The 18,605-nt window shown below is 71.2% G+C and carries 19 protein-coding genes; 7 read left to right on the top strand and 12 right to left on the bottom strand.

The features are described 5' to 3' along the window. Positions 1 to 7 precede the first annotated feature (7 nt). Both KBX26_RS04800 and KBX26_RS04795 read right to left on the bottom strand, forming a co-directional pair. Positions 8 to 742, bottom strand: a complete 735-nt coding sequence (locus KBX26_RS04800; protein WP_210858934.1) for an ABC transporter permease — start codon at positions 740 to 742, stop codon at positions 8 to 10. 12 nt (positions 743 to 754) lie between these two features. Beyond that, entirely contained in the window at positions 755 to 1,663 is a 909-nt protein-coding gene (locus tag KBX26_RS04795) for an ABC transporter ATP-binding protein (protein ID WP_210858932.1), read from the bottom strand. A gap of 198 nt (positions 1,664 to 1,861) precedes the next feature. Between KBX26_RS04795 and KBX26_RS04790 the strand changes: the two genes are divergently transcribed. From KBX26_RS04790 to KBX26_RS04770, 5 genes are all read left to right on the top strand, one after another. Next, on the top strand, positions 1,862 to 2,692 hold the full coding sequence (locus KBX26_RS04790; RefSeq protein WP_051708107.1) for an EI24 domain-containing protein: 831 nt from the start codon (positions 1,862 to 1,864) through the stop codon (positions 2,690 to 2,692). A 1-nt stretch (position 2,693) separates the two neighbouring features. Continuing rightward, the gene (locus tag KBX26_RS04785) at positions 2,694 to 3,209 is read left to right on the top strand and encodes an O-acetyl-ADP-ribose deacetylase (protein WP_210858929.1); all 516 of its coding nucleotides are present in this window, start codon (positions 2,694 to 2,696) and stop codon (positions 3,207 to 3,209) included. A gap of 235 nt (positions 3,210 to 3,444) precedes the next feature. After that, a complete protein-coding gene (locus KBX26_RS04780; RefSeq protein WP_030327743.1) occupies positions 3,445 to 4,575 on the top strand; it encodes an FtsX-like permease family protein in 1,131 nt (376 codons plus the stop codon). Continuing rightward, positions 4,572 to 5,303: an ABC transporter ATP-binding protein gene (locus KBX26_RS04775; protein WP_030327742.1), complete on the top strand. Its 732-nt coding sequence runs from the start codon at positions 4,572 to 4,574 to the stop codon at positions 5,301 to 5,303. Before KBX26_RS04780 ends, KBX26_RS04775 begins: the two co-directional genes overlap by 4 nt. Before the next feature lie 64 nt (positions 5,304 to 5,367). After that, positions 5,368 to 5,952 (top strand): TetR/AcrR family transcriptional regulator, encoded by a 585-nt coding sequence (locus KBX26_RS04770; RefSeq protein ID WP_030327741.1) that lies wholly within the window; start codon positions 5,368 to 5,370, stop codon positions 5,950 to 5,952. A 16-nt stretch (positions 5,953 to 5,968) separates the two neighbouring features. Here the strand turns inward: KBX26_RS04770 and KBX26_RS04765 are convergent, their stop codons facing one another. The 8 genes from KBX26_RS04765 to KBX26_RS04730 form a co-directional block, all read right to left on the bottom strand. Further along, positions 5,969 to 6,865: a GNAT family N-acetyltransferase gene (locus KBX26_RS04765; protein WP_210864812.1), complete on the bottom strand. Its 897-nt coding sequence runs from the start codon at positions 6,863 to 6,865 to the stop codon at positions 5,969 to 5,971. 1 nt (position 6,866) lies between these two features. Continuing rightward, positions 6,867 to 7,280, bottom strand: coding sequence for a RidA family protein (locus KBX26_RS04760; RefSeq protein WP_210864811.1), 414 nt, complete (start codon positions 7,278 to 7,280; stop codon positions 6,867 to 6,869). A 180-nt stretch (positions 7,281 to 7,460) separates the two neighbouring features. Next, the gene (locus KBX26_RS04755) at positions 7,461 to 8,468 is read right to left on the bottom strand and encodes a LacI family DNA-binding transcriptional regulator (RefSeq protein WP_030327738.1); all 1,008 of its coding nucleotides are present in this window, start codon (positions 8,466 to 8,468) and stop codon (positions 7,461 to 7,463) included. Positions 8,469 to 8,487: 19 nt separating this feature from the next. After that, positions 8,488 to 9,900, bottom strand: a complete 1,413-nt coding sequence (locus KBX26_RS04750) for a GH1 family beta-glucosidase (RefSeq protein ID WP_210864810.1) — start codon at positions 9,898 to 9,900, stop codon at positions 8,488 to 8,490. Then, positions 9,897 to 10,730 (bottom strand): carbohydrate ABC transporter permease, encoded by an 834-nt coding sequence (locus KBX26_RS04745; RefSeq protein WP_030327736.1) that lies wholly within the window; start codon positions 10,728 to 10,730, stop codon positions 9,897 to 9,899. The genes KBX26_RS04750 and KBX26_RS04745 overlap by 4 nt, the downstream gene beginning before the upstream one ends. Then, positions 10,727 to 11,725 (bottom strand): carbohydrate ABC transporter permease, encoded by a 999-nt coding sequence (locus KBX26_RS04740; RefSeq protein ID WP_030327735.1) that lies wholly within the window; start codon positions 11,723 to 11,725, stop codon positions 10,727 to 10,729. The genes KBX26_RS04745 and KBX26_RS04740 overlap by 4 nt, the downstream gene beginning before the upstream one ends. Before the next feature lie 69 nt (positions 11,726 to 11,794). Next, positions 11,795 to 13,099 (bottom strand): ABC transporter substrate-binding protein, encoded by a 1,305-nt coding sequence (locus tag KBX26_RS04735; protein WP_030327734.1) that lies wholly within the window; start codon positions 13,097 to 13,099, stop codon positions 11,795 to 11,797. A 185-nt stretch (positions 13,100 to 13,284) separates the two neighbouring features. Continuing rightward, a complete protein-coding gene (locus tag KBX26_RS04730) occupies positions 13,285 to 14,043 on the bottom strand; it encodes a maleylpyruvate isomerase family mycothiol-dependent enzyme (protein WP_030327733.1) in 759 nt (252 codons plus the stop codon). Between the two features lie 114 nt (positions 14,044 to 14,157). On the opposite strand from KBX26_RS04730, the gene KBX26_RS04725 reads away from it, so the two are divergent. Further along, entirely contained in the window at positions 14,158 to 15,195 is a 1,038-nt protein-coding gene (locus tag KBX26_RS04725) for a UDP-N-acetylmuramate dehydrogenase (protein ID WP_245233501.1), read from the top strand. A gap of 126 nt (positions 15,196 to 15,321) precedes the next feature. Here the strand turns inward: KBX26_RS04725 and KBX26_RS04720 are convergent, their stop codons facing one another. After that, positions 15,322 to 16,110: a class I SAM-dependent methyltransferase gene (locus tag KBX26_RS04720; RefSeq protein WP_210864809.1), complete on the bottom strand. Its 789-nt coding sequence runs from the start codon at positions 16,108 to 16,110 to the stop codon at positions 15,322 to 15,324. A gap of 125 nt (positions 16,111 to 16,235) precedes the next feature. Continuing rightward, positions 16,236 to 17,003: an SDR family oxidoreductase gene (locus KBX26_RS04715; RefSeq protein ID WP_210862890.1), complete on the bottom strand. Its 768-nt coding sequence runs from the start codon at positions 17,001 to 17,003 to the stop codon at positions 16,236 to 16,238. Positions 17,004 to 17,209: 206 nt separating this feature from the next. On the opposite strand from KBX26_RS04715, the gene mshA reads away from it, so the two are divergent. Next, positions 17,210 to 18,574, top strand: a complete 1,365-nt coding sequence (gene mshA, locus KBX26_RS04710; RefSeq protein WP_210864808.1) for a D-inositol-3-phosphate glycosyltransferase — start codon at positions 17,210 to 17,212, stop codon at positions 18,572 to 18,574. The last annotated feature ends 31 nt before the right edge of the window (positions 18,575 to 18,605 follow it).

Genomic DNA, 18,605 nt, shown 5'->3' with positions numbered 1-18,605 from the left:
TCCCCGATCACTCCCAGCGGAACAGTTTTGCCGCGCCGGCGCCGGCCGCCAGCGCGACCACCGCCATTATCCCGAGGTGCGACAGGTGTGGCGATGCCCCGGTCCACGAGTCGAGCAGCGCCTGGACCCCGGGTGGCGTGTAGTCGCCGATCCGGACCAGGAAGTCCGGCAGGATGAACCGGGGCACGTAGACGCCACCGAAGAACATGACGGCCATGAACAGTGGCACGGCCATCGCCTGCGCCGACTTCGCCGTCCGCGCCACCGCCGCCACGAGCAGGCCGAGTGCCAGCAGGGCCGCCGTGCCGAGGAGGAGGGCCAGTGTGAAGCCCAACGGATGCCGGGGCAACGGCACGTCGAACGCCAACCGGCCCACCGCGATGAGCAGCACCGCGCTGACCAGGATGGTGGCGAGGGAGATGAGCAGTTGGGCGGCCAACAGCGCGGCAGGGCTGGCCGGGGTGGTGGCCAGCCGGCGCAGCACCCCACGTTCCCGGTAGGTGGCCAGCACCGTGGGCAGGATGTTGACCGCCGACATGGCGAGCGTGATCACCAGCAGTGAGGGTGCGAAGTACTGGATGAAGGACAGGTCACCGAACTGGACCTCCGGCTGCCGTGCCGCCGGGACCAGCCCGAACACCACCAGCAGCGCGACCGGTAGGACGACGGTGGTCAGCGGCGAGCCGAAGTCCCGCAGGAAGAGTCGTGTCTCGATCTTCAGGATCTGCCCGAAGGCGTGCATGTCGGTTCTCCTTCAGGCGACGGGCCGGTGCCCGGTCAGCTCGACGAACGCGTCGTCGAGGGTGGACTGTTCCAGCCGCAGGTCGGCGGCGACGATCTGGTTGCGGGCGAGCACCGAGGTGACCGCGTGCAGCAACTCACCGGTGCCGGTCACCACCACCTGGCTGCCGGTGCGCTGCACCGCGGAGACCTCGGGCAGGTCGGTGAGGAGCCGGTCGTCGATCGGAGCGGAGGGCCGGAACCGGATCCGCTGCTCGGGAGCCACCGACGACACCAGGCCCGCCGGGGTGTCCAGCGCTACCACCCGGCCCTTGTCGATCACCGCGATCCGGTCACAGAGCCGTTCGGCCTCCTCCATGAAGTGCGTGACCAGCACGATCGTCACTCCGCTGCTACGCACCTGCTCGATGAGGCTCCAGGTGTCCCGCCGAGCCTGCGGGTCCAGCCCGGTGGTCAGCTCGTCAAGGATCGCGATCTCCGGGTTGCCGACCAGCGCCAGCGCGATGGAGAGTCGCTGCTTCTGACCACCGGAGAGCTTCTTGTACGCGGTGTTCCGCTTCGCGCCGAGACCCAGCCTCTCGATCAGCTCGGCCGGGTCGGCCGGATCGCGATAGAACGACGCGTACATTTCCAAGGCCTCGGCCACCCGGAGCTGGTCCGGCAGTTGGCTCTCCTGAAGTTGCACACCGACCCGCTGGCGTAGCTGGGCCGCGTCCCGGCGGGGGTCGAGCCCGAGGACCGACACCCCGCCCCCGTCGGGGACACGCAGCCCGGCGACACACTCCACGGTGGTGGTCTTGCCCGCGCCGTTCGGGCCGAGGACACCGAAGATCTCACCCGCCTCCACAGCGAACGACACCTCGTCCACCGCCACCAGATCGCCGTATCGCTTGTGCAGTCTGGTCACCTCGATGACCGGCATCTCGCCGCCCTTTCGCCGCTTTTCCCGTACCCCTCAAGGGTTGTCGGGGTGGCCCGGCGGCGAATCGACCGGTCGGCGATGATCACCGGCGACCCCGGTTGACCACATCCATCCGTCAACCGGTTGATGTGCGACGCGGGCGTCGTTGCTAGTGCTGCACCCGGCGGATTCGACGGCCGCTCGTTAGGCTGCTCGATCGTGGATGTCAGCAGAGTCGCCAGCCCGGTTACCGGGGCCGCCGGACGTTTCCTCGCCGGGGCCGGCCTGCTCCTGCGTGGCCTGGGCCTCTACGTTCGTAGCCCCGGTCTGATGCTGCTCGGCGTCGTGCCGGCCCTGATCTCCGGCGCGCTCTTCGTGGCGGCGTTCGCCACCCTCGTGTACTTCGTGGACGACCTCGCCGCGCTCGTCACACCGTTCGCCGACGACTGGTCGAGCACCGCCCGCAGCCTGGTCCGGGTGATCGCCGGACTGGCCTTCCTCGGGGTCGGTGGTCTGCTGGCAGTGCTCACCTTCACCGCTGTCACCCTGGTCATCGGAGACCCGTTCTACGAGAAGATCTCCGAGCATGTCGAGCAGCGCTACGGCGGCACACCGGGTGCGGTGGACGTGCCGTTCTGGTCGTCGCTGCGCCGCAGCGTCGCCGACTCGGTACGCCTGGTGGCGCTCACCGCGCTGGTCGGCATCCCCCTCTTCCTCGCCGGTTTCATCCCGGTGGTCGGCCAGACGGTCGTCCCGGTGATCGGGGCGGCGGTGGGCGGCTGGTTCCTCGCCGTGGAGCTTGTCGGGGCGCCGTTCTACCGCCGGGGAATGCGGCTGCCGCAGCGTCGGGCGATCCTGAAGGCCGACCGTCCCACCGCCCTCGGGTTCGGGGTGGCGGTGTTCCTCTGCTTCTTGATCCCGCTCGGTGCCGTGCTGGTCATGCCGGCGGCGGTGGCCGGCGCGGCGTTGCTGGCCCGCCGTTCGCTCGGCCAGCCGATCGACGGCCCGCTGGCCGCATCGGCCACCGGTCGGCCGGTCGGGGAGCGCTGACGTGGAGATCGTCCTGATCGAGGGGGACATCACCGCACAGCGGGTGGACGCCGTCGTGAACGCCGCGAACTCGTCCCTGCTCGGCGGCGGCGGGGTCGACGGTGCCATCCACCGCCGTGGCGGCCCGGCGATCCTGGCCGAGTGCCGGGCCCTGCGGGCGTCCCGGTACGGCCGGGGTCTGCCCACGGGACAGGCCGTGGCGACGACAGCCGGTGAGCTGCCGGCCCGCTGGGTCATCCACACCGTCGGGCCGGTCTGGTCGGCCGACGAGGACCGCTCGGCGCTGCTGCGGGACTGCTACGCCAACAGCCTGCGGGTGGCCGACGAGCTGGGCGCGGTGACGCTCGCCTTCCCGTTGATCTCCGCTGGCATCTACGGCTGGCCGGTCGACGACGCGGTCCGTCAGGCCCTGTCGGTGCTGCGCACGGCCACCCCCGCCACCGTCGCCGAGGCCCGCCTGGTGCTGTTCGGGGCGGACACCCACGCCGTGGCCCGCCGCGTCCTCGACGCCGCCTGAGCACCACGTCGGGCGGCCGTCGCTGCCTGATCACCACCAGTCGGGCGGCCGTCGCCTGATCACCCACGTCGGGCGGCGGTTCCCGCCTGATCGATGCGGGCCTGGATGGCGTCCGTGGTGGGGCCACTTCCGCAGGCTGCGGTGTGGTGGGGTCGACAGCTGCGGTGTGATATTTGCCGACACGCTGTTGATAACATGCCGACATGATGTCGACAATTTACGAGGGCGCGCGCTGATGTTCCTCGCGATTCGTGAACTCAACTTCGCCCGGTTGCGGTTCGCTCTGATGGGCGCGGTGATCGCGCTGATCGCCGTGCTGATGGTGATGCTGTCCGGGCTGTCGGTCGGGCTGGTCCGCGACGGTGTGTCCGGGCTGCAGAACCTGCCGGTCACGTCCTTCGCCTTCGCGCAGGACGTGCAGCGCGACTCCGCGTTCTCCCGCAGCGTGGTGGACATGACGGCGGTGGACGAGTGGGCCGACCAGCCGGGCGTCGCCGACGCGACGCCGTTCGGCAACACGCTCGTGAACACGCGCACCGATCGGGGAACCGAGGTCGACCTGGCGCTGTTCGGCGTCCAGCCCGACTCGTTCCTGTCGCCCCCGGTCAGCCAGGGTGACCGGCTGGGCACCGAGGACGGCATCGTGGTGAGCCCCACGGCGCTGGACGCGGGCCTGCAGATGGGCGACGTCGTCACCATCGACCGGCTGGGCACCCGGCTGCGGGTCGTCGGCGTCACCGAACAGCAGGACACCTTCGGGCACGTGGACGTGGCGTACGTGCCGCTGGCGGCGTGGCAGGCCATCAAGTCCGGCACCGCCCCCGGCACGGCGCTGCCGCAGCGCGCCGCAACGGAGATCACGGCGGTGGCGGTGCGCGCGGCCGACGGGAAGTCCGTCGACCTGGCGGCGGGGGACACCGCGGCCGGCACCGAGAGCCTGACCCTGAAGGAGTCCTACGGCGCTTCGCCGGGATACACCGCCGAGACGACGACCCTGCAACTGATCCAGGGGTTCCTGTACGCGATCTCCGCGCTGGTCGCCGGCGCCTTCTTCGCGGTGTGGGCGATCCAGCGCAAGCCCGAGGTGGCCGTCCTGCGGGCCCTGGGCGCCTCGACCGGCTGGGTGTTGCGCGACGCGCTGACGCAGGCGTTCGTCCTGTTGGCGGCGGCTGTGGCCATCGGCGTGGGGGTCGGCCTCGCGCTCGGCGCCCTGATCACCGGCAGCGGCATCCCGTTCGCGTTGAGCATGCCGAGCATCTCCGCCGCCGGGGTCGGCCTCGTCGTCCTCGGCCTGGTGGGAGCCGGCGCGGCGGTCATCCGCATCACCTCTGTCGACCCGGCCACCGCTCTGGGAGGAAACCGATGAGCAGCCGTCCCGCTCCGACCGCTTCGACCACAACCGCCGACGACGCGTCCGACCGGCTCGGGCTGGTGATGCGTGGGGTGTCCCTGCGGCACGGCAACGCCGCCGAGACCGTGCAGGCGCTCGACAACGTCGACCTGACGGTGCGACCCGGCGAACTCGCCGCGGTCGTGGGTCCGTCCGGTGCGGGCAAGTCCAGCCTGCTCGCCGTCGCCGGCGGCCTGGCCCGACCCGACCAGGGCACCGTCACCGTCGCCGGTCAGGACATGACAGTGCCGAGTCGCCGGACCCGTACGGAGCTGCGCCGCCAGCACGTGGGGTTCGTGTTCCAGTCCGGTAACCTGCTGCCGGCGTTGACCGCCGCCGATCAGGTGCGGCTGCCCCTGCGGCTGGGGTCGAGGTCGCAGCGGTCCGGCCGTGACCCGCTGGAACTGCTCGCGGACGTCGGCATGGCGGACAAGTCCGACCGGCGCCCCCACCAGCTGTCGGGCGGTGAGCGCCAGCGCGTCGGGATCGCCCGGGCACTGGTCACCGAGCCCAGCGTGCTGTTGGTCGACGAACCGACGGCGGCGTTGGACCGGGCACGTAGCCACGAGATCGTGCGACTGCTGGCCCACGAGGCCCGGCAGCGGTCGGTCGCGGTGGTCATGGTCACTCACGACCACGATGTGCTGCAGTACTGTGACACCGTTTACGAGATGGTCGACGGCAAGCTTGCGACCAGCAGCTGACCACGACGGCAGGGTGCGGGCGCAGGACCAGGTAGGTCACGCTCGTCCGGAACAAGGGGGTGGCGTGCCGAAGATCCAGGCCGCGACCGTCGCCGAGCACCGGGCATCCCAACGCGCGGCGCTGCTCGACGCGGCCCGCACCCTGCTGTCGGAACACCCCGAGCAGATCCCCGGCCTGGCCGAGGTCGCCCAGCACGCCGGCCTGGCCCGCTCCAGCGTCTATTCGTACTTCAAGTCCCGCGCCGACATGTTCGACGCCCTCGTCACCGACACGTTCCCCCGCTGGTCGGCCTATGTCGAGAAGCGCATGGAGGCGGCCGGCACGCCCGGGCAGAAGATCCAGGCGTACGTGGATTCCAACCTGCAACTGGTTGCCCGAGGCGACCACGCGCTGGCCCGCGCGCTCGCGTCAGCCGGCAGCAGCGAGGCACTCGCCAGCTCCAGCCGACTCATGCACGACCGCCTGGAAGCCCCGCTGCGCGCCGCGCTCACCGACCACGGCTCCTCGGACCCGGTCCGGGTGGCCGAACTGGTGCAGTCGATCGTCTACGCGCTGAGCCGGATGATCGAGGGAGGGCTCGCGCTGGACACGGCGACCAGCCTCGCCCGCGAACTCCTCAGCCCGTACCTCGACCGCGACCGCCCCTGAGGCTCCGGCCCGCCGGTCAGGTCAGCTCCGCGAGGCAGGTCCACTGGGACGCCACCGGGCGGTAGCCGAGCCGGGCGTTGATCGCCAGCATCGGTGCGTTCGCCTCGTCGTTCGAGGTGTACGCGGCACGTACGCCGTTGGCGGCGGCCCGGTGCAGCGCCGCCGTCTTGGCCAGTCGGGCCAGCCCGCGCCCCCGGTACGCCGGGATGCTGCCGGTGTAGTCCGACCACATCCGGTCCCCGTCCCGCTTCACCAGACTGAACGCGACGATCTCACCGTCGACCTCGGCGGCGACGCTGGCCGTCTTGTCCAGGCCGAGGTTGTCCCAGACGTCGTACTGCCAGCTCTGGTAGCTCTTGCTGTCGACCGGCAGGTCGCCCGGCTCGTCGACGGCCGAGGCCACGTCCGCCGCGTACAGCAGGTGCGGGTCCACCTCGGCGATCGGGTGCAGCCGTACGCCCGGCGGTGGCGCGGGCAGCGCGGGCACCTGGTCCAGATCGAGCGCCGAGTAGCGCACCTCGCGGCTGGGCTCGTAGCCGTGCCGGCGGGCGAACGGCAGCGCCTCCGGTTGTGCGGTGGCACGCACCCGGCGGATTCCCAGCGGGCGGAGGTAGTCGGTCGCGGCTGTCAGCAGCCCGCCGCCGATGCCGCGTCGCCGATGTTCCGGGTGTACGTGCAGCAGGTTGATGCCGCCGACGTTCGCCATCGACGTCGTACCGATGCGTTCGGCGGACACCCAGCCGACCACCTGGTTGTCGACCTCGGCCACGAAGGCGGTCCAGGCCTCCTCGGGCGGCGGTTCGGCGATCATCTTGCGGGTCGACTCGACCCCGCGCACCAGGTACGGGTAGACCGTCGCCCGTAGCGCCACCACGCCCGGCGCGTCGTCGGGCCGCGCCCCCCGGATCCGCATGTCAGGCCCCCGTCTGGACGGCGGCGACGGCCTCGACCTCGACGAGCTGGTCGGTGTAGCCGAGCACCGCCACCCCGAGCAGGGTGCTGGGCGGATCGTGGTCGCCGAAGAAGTCCCGCACCACCTCCCAGACGGTGACCAGGTCCTTCTGCTGCGACGACGCCACGTAGACGGTGGTCTTCACGACGTCGGTCAGCCGCGCGCCGGCCGCGTCGAGAGCGGTCGTCAGGTTCGTCATCACCTGCCGGGCCTGCGCCGCGTGATCGCCCGGCGCGACAGTGCGCCCCTCGGCGTCCAGCGGGCACGCCCCGGCGGTGAACACCAGTCGGGCGGGTGCGTCGACGGTGGCCGCGTAGGCGTACTCGGCGACGTCGGAGAGGGCGGGGACGTGCAACAGCGCGAGAGGTTGCGGCATGTCGCGAGGCTAACCACGATCGCCGACCCGGGCGACGCAATAACGACGCGACCCACTTCGCCGGAGGCGACAACGTCACGGAAACAGTGGCCTCTGCGCGTCCTGAGGGGACTATTTCCGTGAAGTTGCGCGGATTTGCCGCGCGTCCGCCGGCCCGGGGCGGCCGCGCGGAGGGCGGGGTCAGGCGGAGGCGCGGCGGATCAGCTCGGTGGGGAGCATGACCGCCGGCTCGATGGTCTCCCCGGCGGCGAGCCGGAGCAGTTGGCGGGTCATCCGGCGGCCGAGTTCCACGATCGGCTGCCGGACGGTGGTCAGCGGCGGCTCGGTGTACGCGGCGGTCTCGATGTCGTCGAAGCCGACCACCGCCACGTCCTCGGGCACCCGCCGACCGGCCTCGCGCAGCGTCCGCAGGGCGGCGTGCGCCATCAGGTCGGAGGCGGCGAAGACGCCGTCCAGGTCGGGATGCTCGGTGAGCAGGTGCCGCATCGCCGCCGAACCGGACTCCCGGGTGAAGTCACCGATGGCGACCAACTCGGGCAGCCCCGCGTCGGCGACAGTGCTGCGGTAGCCACTGAGCCGTTCGATCCCGGCGACCATGTCCTGCGGGCCGGCGATGGTCGCGATCCGTCGGCGACCGCTGTCGATCATGTATCGGACGGCTGCTGTCACCCCGGCCACGTGGTCGACGTCGACGTACGGGACGGGCACGTCGCCGAGGGGCCGGCCGCTGACCACCACCGGGATGCCGAGCCGGGCCAGTGTGCCGGGCAACGGGTCGGCACCGTGCAGCGACGCGAAGAGCACACCGTCGACGTGCCGGCCGGTGGTGTACCGCTCGACCCGTTGGTGCCCCGCCGGCGAGCCGGCGAGCATCAGCACCAGTTGCTTGTCGGCCGCCTCCAGCTCCTGACTGACGCCCCTGATGATGCCGGGGAAGACCTGGTCGTCGGAGAAGACCCGGGTGGCGGCCTCCGGCATGACCAGGGCGACCGAGTCGGTGCGTTGGGTGACCAGGCTGCGGGCGGCCAGGTTGGGGACGTACCCCAACTCGGCGACCGCCCGGGTGACCGCCTCGCGGATCGGCTCGGCGACGGTGGTGGAGCCGTTGACCACCCGCGAGACGGTGGCGCGGGACACCCCGGCCCGCGCCGCCACCGCCTCGAGCGTCGGCCGCTGCGCCGTCGTCATCGCGCCTTCCCCCCGCTCGTCACAGCCCGTTCCGGGAGATCACCTCCTGGTACCACCGGGCGCTGGCCTTCGGTGTGCGCCGCTGGGTCAGGTAGTCGACGTGCACGATCCCGAACCGCTTGCGGTAACCCTCCGCCCACTCGAAGTTGTCCAGGAATGACCATACGAGATAACCGCGCAGGTCCACGCCCCGGGAGATCGCCTCGTGCGCCGCGCGCAGGTGCCCGTCGAGGTAGGCGATGCGATCGGCGTCGATCACCTGCGCCGGGCCGTCGGGCGAGTCGGTGCCGGGTTTGTCGGGGAACGCCGCACCGTTCTCGGTGATCAGCAGCGGCACCCCGGGGTAGTCGGCGGCGAGCCGCTCCAGCAGCCGGGTGAGACCCGCCGGCTCGATCATCCAACCCATGTCGGTGAGCGGGCCGGCCGGTGGCAGGAAGTGCACAGCGCCCTCGGTGCCCGGGTACGCGTCGTTGCCGGCCCCGTCGGGCCGCCCGGCCACGTAACCCGGGGCGTAGTAGTTGATGCCGAGCAGGTCGATCGGGGCGGCGATCAGCTTCTCGTCACCGTCGCGGATGAACGTCGGCTCGACGATCCGGGCCACGTGCTCGCGGACGTCGTCCGGGTAACCGCCGGCCAGCAGCGGGTCCAGGAAGATCCGGTTGTGCAGGCCGTCCACCAGGCGGACCGCCGCAGCGTCGGCAGCGCTCTGCGGGTCCGCCGGGCGCACGTCGGCCGGGTTGACGGTGATGCCCACGCTGCGCGCGCCGGCCGCCCGCAACGCCCGCGCCGCCAGGCCGTGCCCGAGCAGCAGATGGTGTACGGCGGTGAAGGCCGCCGCCGCGTTCCGCTCACCCGGAGCGTGCACGCCGTTGCCGTAACCGAGGTAGGCCGAGCACCACGGCTCGTTGAGCGTGGTCCACACGTCGATCCGGTCACCGAGGCGGGCGTACACCGCCGTGGCGTAGGTGGCGAAGTGCTCGGCGGTGTCCCGGTTGGTCCAGCCACCCCGGTCCTCGAGGGCCTGCGGCAGGTCCCAGTGGTAGAGGGTGACGATCGGGTCGATTCCCCGATCGAGCAGCGTGTCGGTGAGCCGGTCGTAGAAGTCCAGCCCACGGGGGTTGGCGGGGCCGGTGCCGTCGGGCTGGATCCGGGGCCAGGCGACCGAGAACCGGTACGCCCGCAGGCCCAGCTCGGCCATCAGCGCCACATCGTCGGCGTACCGGTGGTAGTGGTCGCAGGCGACGTCGCCGGTGTGGCCCTGGTACACCTTGCCCGGCGTACGGCTGAAGGTGTCCCAGATGGACGGACCGCGGCCGTCGTCGCGGGCGGCGCCCTCGATCTGGTACGCGGCGGTGGCCGTCCCCAAGAGGAAGTTCTCCGGGAACCGGATCTCGTTGCCGTGCCTGTTGGGTTGCTCGCTGTGCTCGCTCACGCCTTGACCGCACCTTCCATGATCCCGCCGATGATCTGCCGGCCGAACAACACGAAGACCAGCAGCAGGGGCAGCGTCGCGATGGCAGTTCCGGTGAACACCTGCGACATGTCCTGGTAGTACCCGTCCGACAGGGCTCGTAGGGACAGTTGCACTGTCGGATTCGCCGGATCGTTCAGCACAGCGTACGGCCACAGGAAGTCGTTCCAGGTGGTCATGAACGTGAGCAGGCCGAGCACGGCGGCGGCCGGACGCAACGCGGGAACCACCACGTGCCACCAGATCCGGGCGGTGCCGCAGCCGTCCATCCGGGCGGCCTCGATCAGTTCGTCGCTGATGGCCTGGCCGGCGTACTGCCGCATCATGAACACCCCGAACCCGGTGACCAGCACCGGCACGATGACCGCCGGCAGCCGGTCGTTCCACTGCAGCTTGCTCATCAGCAGGTAGAGCGGGATCAGGCCGAGCTGGGTCGGCACCATCATGGTCGCGATGATCACCAGCAGCAGGGCGTTGCGGCCCCGGAACCGCAGCTTGGCGAAGGCGAACCCGGCCAGGCTGGAGAAGAACACCACGGAGACGGTCACCGTGCTGGCGACGATCACCGAGTTGATCAGACCGGTCGCGAAGTACGCGTCGGTGTTGTCGAACAGTCGGGCGATGTTCGCGCCCAGGTTGCCGCCGGGGGTGATCGGGGGTGGCAGCTGACCCATCGCGTCGTTGGAACGGCTGGCGACGACGAGCATCCACCAGATCGGAAAGATCGACAGGCCGGCCGCGACGACCAGGGCCAGGTAGGTGAGCGGGCTGGCCCGCCAGAGCCGGCTCATCGGGCCGCTCCCTTTCGTCCGTCGGGCCCCGACCGGCCGCCGATCCGGCGCAGGATCAGCACGTTGACCAGCGCCACGATCGCGATGAGCGCGAAGAGCAACCAGGCCACTGCCGAGCCGTACCCGAAGTTGTAGTGCGGGGCGAAGGCGTTCTCGAACATGTACATGGTCAGGGTCTGCGACTCCCGCAGCGGTCCGCCGCGGATCGGGTTGGTGCCGGAGTGGAACATCCGGGGCTCGGTGAAGAGCTGCAGGCCGCCGATGGTGGCGATGATGGTGCAGAAGATGATCGTGGGCTTGAGCAGTGGCACGGTGACCGACCAGAACTGTCGGACCCGGCTGGCGCCGTCGATCGCCGCGGCCTCGTACAGGTCGCGGGGGATGGCCTGCATCGCGGCCAGCAGAATCAGCGCGTTGTAGCCGGTCCACCGCCAGTCGACCATCGCGGAGATGGCCACCCAGGAGGCGAACCGGTTGGACTTCCACTCGATCGCGTCCAGCCCCACCAGGTCGAGCAACCAGTTGACCATCCCGAACTCGCGGCCGAAGAGGACCCCGAACACGATCGCCACCGCGGCCGTGGAGGTCACGTTGGGGACGAGCACCGCCATCCGCCAGCCGGTGCGGGCCCGCAGGCCGCGGTTGAGCAGGTTGGCCAGCCAGAGCGCGGCGAGCAACTGCGGGACGGTCGAGATGACGAAGATTCCGAGCGTGTTGACCAGCGCGTGCCAGAAGTCCGGGTCGGCCAGCAGCCGGGTGTAGTTCTCCGCCCCGATGAAGGGGTGGTCGGCACCGAGCAGGTCCCAGTCGTGCAGCGAGACCCAGAAGGTGTACGCCAGCGGGTAGGCCCCGAAGATCGCGAAGATCAGGAAGAACGGGGCGATGTAGAGGTACGGCGAGAACCGGGTGTCGAGTCGGCTGAGCCGACCCGAGGAGCGGCGGGGGGTGCCGGCCGCCGGTGCGACCGGTGGGCGGGCGTCGAGCTGGACTGTCATGCCCGGAAACTCCTTTCCGCCGTGCGGGCGGGACTCCGGTCGCCGAAGCCCGCCCGCACGCTGGTTGGGCTACTTGGCGGCGGCCTTCTTCGCGTTGGTCACCGCGTCGGTCCAGCCCTGCGCCGGGCTGCGCTGGCCCAACTCCACGGTCCGTACGGCGTTCTCCACCTCGGTCCGGACGGCCTGGTTCTTCGGGCCCATGTAGACCGGCTTCAGGCTCTTCGCGCCGCTGCCGAAGATGGTGCCGACGGGCGCGTCGGAGAAGTACGCGTTCTTCGCGCCGGTGATCGCCGGGTCGTCGAGCGCCTGCGGCGAGGACGGCAGCGGACCCTTCGCCTTGAACGCGCCGATCTGACCCTTGGCGCTGGTGAGGAACTTGGCCAGCTCGATCGCCTCGGCCTGGTGCTTGCTCTGCTTCGGCACGGCGAGGTGCGACCCACCCCAGTTGCCACCGTTGCCGGGCACCTGGGCGATGTCCCACTTGCCCTGGGCGCCGGTGCCGGCGTTGGCCTCGATGACGCCGGTCATCCAGGCGGGGCAGGCGATCGTGGCGAACTTCGACTGCTTGAACGCGGAGACCCACTCCTCGGACCACGATCCGTACTTTCCGGAGAGGCCCGAGTCGATGATGTCCATCGTGGTGTCCCAGGCCTGCCGTACCGACGGGTTGCTGTCGACGACCAGCTTGTCGCTGGTGTCGTAGTAGCTGTAACCGGTCGTGTTTCCAGCGGTCTGCAACAGGATGGTGTTGAAGGTGTTGGTGGCCGCGTCGAGGAAGGACGCCCCGGTCTTGGCCGCGACGAACTTCTCGCCGGTGGCGATGTAGTCCGGCCAGGTGGGCCAGAGCTTGGAGACCGCGTCCCGCTCGGTGGGCAGGCCGGCCTTCTCGAAGAGGTCCTTGCGGTAGCACATGGCGATGCCGCCGACGTCGGTGCCGAGGCCGATGAGCTGCTTGCCGTCGGCGGTCAGGCCGGCGTTCCACTTCCACTCGAGGAAGTTGCCCTTGAGGTCGGCGGCGCCGTGGTCCAGCAGGTTGACGAAGTTGCCGGGGTTGGCCTTGTACTCGACCAGCAGACCCTCCTCGATGGCCACCACGTCACCGGCGCCCCGGCCGGCGGCGAGCCACTGGGTCAGCTTCGGCGAGTACTCGTCGAGGTTGGTGCCGGTGCCCCGCTCGACGATCTTCACGTTGGGGTTCGCGGCCATGTACTCCTGGTAGAGCTGCTCGTAGCCGAACTGGCCGAAGACGTCGACGGTCAAGGTGATCGGCCCGTCGCCCTGCTCGTCGCCGCCGCCGCAGCCAGCGGTGACGAGCAGGGCGGTGGTGGCGGCGAGGGCCACCGCGGCGAGGCGGCGGCGCGGGAAGACAGCCATGGGTTTCGACCTCTCTCAGGGCGGGCGAGTGATGGCAGATGAATTCAGAGAGCGCTCTCACGACACTGTGGTAGGTCACTGACCCGCTGTCAAGAGAGCGCTCTCACGAGGTCGCGAGGTCGGCCCCACACGCCGACGAGGGCGCCACCCCGGATGGGGTGACGCCCTCGTTCGTGACCGGTCGGTCAGCCGGTGCGCAGACCGTCCAACAGGGTGCGGTCGCCGACGACATCAAGCGTCTCGAAACTCACCCGCCCCCACAACGCCAGCAGCAGATCGCTCGCGGTGCCGCTGACCTGGGCACGAGCGTGGTGATCGTCGTGGTCGAAGATGGTCGCGGTGTCGAGCAGCGCCACCCCCTCGCCGCGCAGCCGCAGATACCACTCCTGGGCCGCGTCCGTCGCGCAGAGCTGCACCACCCCGTGCCAGTCACCCGGCACCTGCCGCCGGCCCGCCGGGAGCCAGGTGTCCAGCACCTCGCTCACCCCGTCGGCGGCGAGCTTCGCCTCCACCGGGTCACCGGCCGCGATGGCGAGCTGCGCGTCCCAGCGGTGCACAGCCGTCTCGTGCGCCATCCGACGCGGCCAGAAACCGGCCTTCTTCGGCTGGGGCGCCCAGTTCCACGCCGATGCCTCCGGGTCGAGCCCGTCGAAGAGGGTCATCACCCGGTCGTAACCCTGCTGCCACAACTGGAGCGCGTCCACGCCCGGGTCGGCCTCGAGCTTCTCCCGCCGAGGCGGCTGGCTGGTCTGGCCGGTGCCGGCGAACGACGAAACCCACTGGTAGATGCCGGCCATGTGCAGGGTCAGGTCGTTCACCGTCCAGCCCGGACAGGACAGCACCGGTGTCTCCGGCGGCGCCTCGGCCACCGCTGCGGCGAAAGCCGGACCCTCCGTCCGGAGCGCTCCGATCCAGAAATCCTTGCTGCCCTGCAGTCTGCTCATCGCCATCCTCCCGGGGGTGCCGGGCGACCAGTGGGTGCCACGGCTAATTGTCAGCCTAAGGTGAAGGGCGTGCCAGACGCCTCCGCCCAGCCGACAACCGACGCCGATCGTGCCATCCCCGGTCCACTCGCCGGCTACACCACCCTGCGAACGGGTGGACCGGCCGCGCGGATCGTGGCCGCCGGCAGCGCCGACGAGATCGTCCGCGCGGTGCGGACCGCGGCAGAGCCGGTCCTGATCCTCGCCGGCGGCAGCAACGTGGTGATCGGCGACGCCGGCTTCCCCGGCACCGTCGTCCTGGTGCGCTCCCGTGGCGTGCGGGTCATCGCCGAGGACGCCACCTCGGTCACCGTACGGGTCGACGCCGGCGAGCCGTGGGACGACCTGGTGGCCACCACTGTCGCCAACGGCTGGTCCGGTCTGGAGTGCCTCTCCGGCATCCCCGGCTCGACCGGCGCCACCCCGATCCAGAACGTCGGCGCGTACGGCCAGGAGGTCGCCGAGACGATCACCGGCGTCGAGGTGTACGACCGGATCCAGGGCACCCGCCAGGTCATCCCCGCCGCCGACTGCGGCTTCGCCTACCGGGGCAGCATCTTCAAGTACGTGGACCGCTGGGTGGTGCTCTCGGTCGACTTCCGGCTCACCAGGTCCCCACTGTCCGGGCCGGTGCGCTACGCGGAACTGGCCAGAGCGCTCGGCGTCGAGGTGGGCGACCAGGTGCCGCTGGCGGACGCCCGAGCCACGGTGCTGCGGCTGCGCGCGGGCAAGGGGATGGTGCTCGACGCCAACGACCCGGACACCCGCTCGGTCGGCTCCTTCTTCACCAACCCGGTGCTCGACCGGGCGACGTACGACCAACTGGTGGAACGCGCCACCGAGCTGGGCGACCCGCCCGCCTGGCCCGGCGCGGACGGCCTGGTGAAGGTGAGCGCCGCCTGGCTGATCGACAAGGCCGGCTTCGCCAAGGGCCACCCGGGCGAGGGTGGAGTGGCCATCTCCAGCAAGCACACCCTGGCGCTGACCAATCGCAGCGGCACCGCCCACACCAGCGACCTGCTCGCCCTCGCGGCCACCATCCGCGACCAGGTGCACGCCCGCTTCGGCGTGACCCTGCACCCCGAACCCGTCCTCATCAACTGCACCCTCTGACCACCCACCCACCCCACCCCACCCCGCGATCTTGCAGTTTCTGCGGCGACATTAAGGATGCCGAAGGGCAAATCGCCAACCAAAAGTGCAAGATCGGCGGGTGGCGGGGTGGGGCGGGGGTGAGGGCTAGGGGAGGGGCCAGGGGAGGGTCAGCTCGCCCTGACGCCAGCGGGTGCTGCTGTCGAGGACGGGCCAGCCCGTTTCCCGCAGGCGGGTCACCGCTCGCAGCCAGCGTTGGCGGGGGCCGAAGGTGGCGTACGGAGCGGCGGCCTGCCAGGCGTCGTCCAGGGCGCGGATCAGCGCGTGCACCGGCTCACCGGGCACGTTGCGGTGGATCAACGCCTTGGGCAGCCGCTCGGCCAGCTCGGCGGGGCTGCCCAGCGTGGTGAGCTTCGCGGCCAGGGTCAGCGACCGTGGGCCGTCGGCGTCGATCAGCAGCCAGCTGGCGAGCCGCCCCAACTCGTCACACGTGCCCTCGACGAGCACTCCACCGGGGGCGAGCGCGGCGGTCATCGTCCGCCAGGCTTCGGCCACCTCGCTCTCGTCGTACTGTCGCAGCACGTTGAACGCGCGGACCAGCACCGGCCGGAGCCCGGCCAGCTCGAAACCGCCCCGGGCGAACGTCAGCCCGGGTGGATCGGCGGCCGGTGCCGCGGCTGCCACCCGGGCCGCGTCGATCTCCAACCCGACCAGCCGCACGTCCGGGCGCACCCCGGCCGCCAGCCGAGCGCGCAGCTCCACGGCGGTCACCGGGGTGGCGCCGTAACCGAGGTCGACCACCAGCGGGTCGTCCGCCGCCAGCAGCCGGTCGGCGCAGGTGGCGACGATCCAGTTGTCCACCCGGCGGAGCCGGTTAGGGTTCGTCGTGCCGCGCGTGACCACCCCGACCGGTCGCCGCCGCGCTGTAGGGCTCATGTCGACCTCAGGGCCAATCTCCGTTCGCGGCTGCGGGCTCGCAAACCCGGCTCACTCCTCGCGCTTCACTGCGTGGTCTCCGTTCGCGGCTGCGGGGCTCGCAAACCCGGCTCACTCCTCGCGCTTCACTGGCCCACTCGGTGCACCTTGTGCTGGGCGGCCTGCGCCCGTGGCCGGACCACCAGCCGGTCGACGTTGACGTGCTCGGGGCGGGTGGCGCACCAGGCGATGCAGTCGGCGACGTCCTCGGCGACCAGTGGCCCCGGCACCCCGGCGTAGACGGCGGCTGCCCGTTCCGCGTCGCCCTCGAAGCGGACCAGCCCGAACTCGTCGGTCTTCACCATGCCCGGGTCGATCTCGATGACCCGCAGCGGCCGGCCACACAGCTCCAGGCGGAGCGTGCCGGCGATCGCGGTCTGCGCGTGCTTCGCGGCGGTGTAGCCGCCCCCGCCCTCGTACACGGTCAGGCCGGCGGTGGACGAGACCACCACGATGGTGCCGGAACCGGAGGCTTCCAGCGCCGGCAGCAGCGCCTGGGTGACCCGCAGGGTGCCGAGCACGTTCACGTCGTACATCCACTGCCAGTCGGCGACCGAGCCGGACTCCACCGGGTCCAGCCCGCGCGCCCCGCCAGCGTTGTTGACCAGGAGGGTGACCGGCCCGGGTGCCTGCGCGGCGGCCTCGGCCAGCCGGGCCACCGACTCGTCCGAGGTGACGTCGCAGGTCACCGCGGTGGCCTGCCCGCCGGCGGCGGTGATCTCGGCGACCAGGTCGGTGAGCCGTTCGGCGCGGCGGGCGGCGGCGAGCACGTGGAATCCCTCGGCGGCGAGCCGGCGGGCGGTGGCCGCGCCGATCCCGCTGGACGCTCCCGTGACGATGGCGACTGAGGTCATCCCGACATTGTCACAGTGGGCGTGCCACCGGCCCCGACCGGGCGTGCGGCAGGCATCGGCGGGCGTCCGCGTGATGAGGTCCGTCACCCCGGGGGGCCGCGCCCGGGAATTTCCGGAGGCCGATGGGGAAGATGGCACCGGGCGTACAGGTTGACCGAGAAGCGCCGGTCGTGCGAGACGGCATCAACCGTGACGAAGGAGCGGATGTGGCGGAAATGCACACCGGTGTCGGGCGTCAGCGAGGTGCCCAGCCGTGGCCCCGGCCTCGCCGCATCGCCACCCTGTCGGTACACACCTCGCCCCTGCACCAACCCGGCACGGGTGACGCCGGCGGCATGAACGTCTACATCCTCGAAGTCGCCCGGCGTCTCGCCGAGGCCAACGTGGAGGTGGAGATCTTCACCCGGGCCACCTCCGGTGACCTCCCCCCGGTGGTCGAGATGGCACCCGGGGTGCAGGTCCGGCACATCACCTCCGGCCCCCTGGAAGGGCTCACCAAGGAGGAGTTGCCCGGTCAGCTCTGCGCCTTCACCGCCGGTGTGCTGCGCGCGGAGGCATCCCGCCCGCCCGGCCACTACGACCTGATCCACTCGCACTACTGGCTCTCCGGCCAGGTCGGCTGGCTGGCCAAGGAGCGTTGGGGTGTGCCGCTGGTGCACACCGCGCACACGCTCGCCAAGGTCAAGAACGCCCAGCTCGCGGCCGGTGACCGCCCAGAGCCCAAGGCCCGGGTCATCGGCGAGGAGCAGGTGGTCGCCGAGGCCGACCGGCTGGTCGCCAACACCCGGGTCGAGGCCAGCGACCTGCTCGACCGCTACGACGCCGACCCGACCCGGGTTGCCGTCGTGCAACCGGGCGTCGACCTGCACAGGTTCCGGCCCGCGTCGGGCGATCGGTCCGCGGCCGCCCGCAAGGCCCGTCGTCGGCTGGGGCTCCCGGTCGACGGGTACGTGGTCGCCTTCGTCGGCCGGATCCAGCCGCTCAAGGCCCCCGACGTGTTGATCCGCGCGGTGGCTGCCCTGCGGGAGCGCGATCCGGCAGTGGCCGACCAGGTGACAGTGGTGATCTGTGGTGGGCCCAGCGGCAGTGGGCTGGACCGGCCGACCGCCCTGATCGAGTTGACAGCCAAGCTGGGGGTCACCGACGGGGTGCGGTTCCTGCCACCGCTCACCGGCGACGACCTTCCCGCCCTGTACCGGGCGGCGGATCTGGTCGCGGTCCCGTCGCACAACGAATCGTTCGGGCTGGTCGCCCTGGAGGCGCAGGCCTGCGGTACGCCGGTGCTGGCCGCCGCCGTCGGCGGGCTGGTCACCGCCGTACGGGACCAGGTCAGCGGGATGCTGATCGACGGGCACGACCCCGTCGACTGGGCGCGTGCGCTGGGCAGCCTGCTGCCGAACCGGGCCCTCCGGTCGGTGCTGGCCCGAGGTGCCGAGCAGCACGCCCGGCATTTCTCCTGGGACCGTACGGTCGCGGGTCTGCTCGGGGTCTACGGCGAGGCGATCGCCGCGCACCGTGCCCGGCTCGCTGCCGACCTGGCATGCGACCCGGCGCTCTCCTGCTCCTGGTGACCGGGGGCGTCGGTCGCCACCCGGTGCGCGG

It is taken from the genome of Micromonospora sp. C97 (assembly GCF_018070385.1).
In the GTDB taxonomy this organism is placed as follows: Bacteria; Actinomycetota; Actinomycetes; order Mycobacteriales; family Micromonosporaceae; genus Micromonospora; species Micromonospora parva.
Note: the sequence above shows the minus strand (reverse complement) of the source record. Positions and strands in the feature narration are given on the sequence as shown.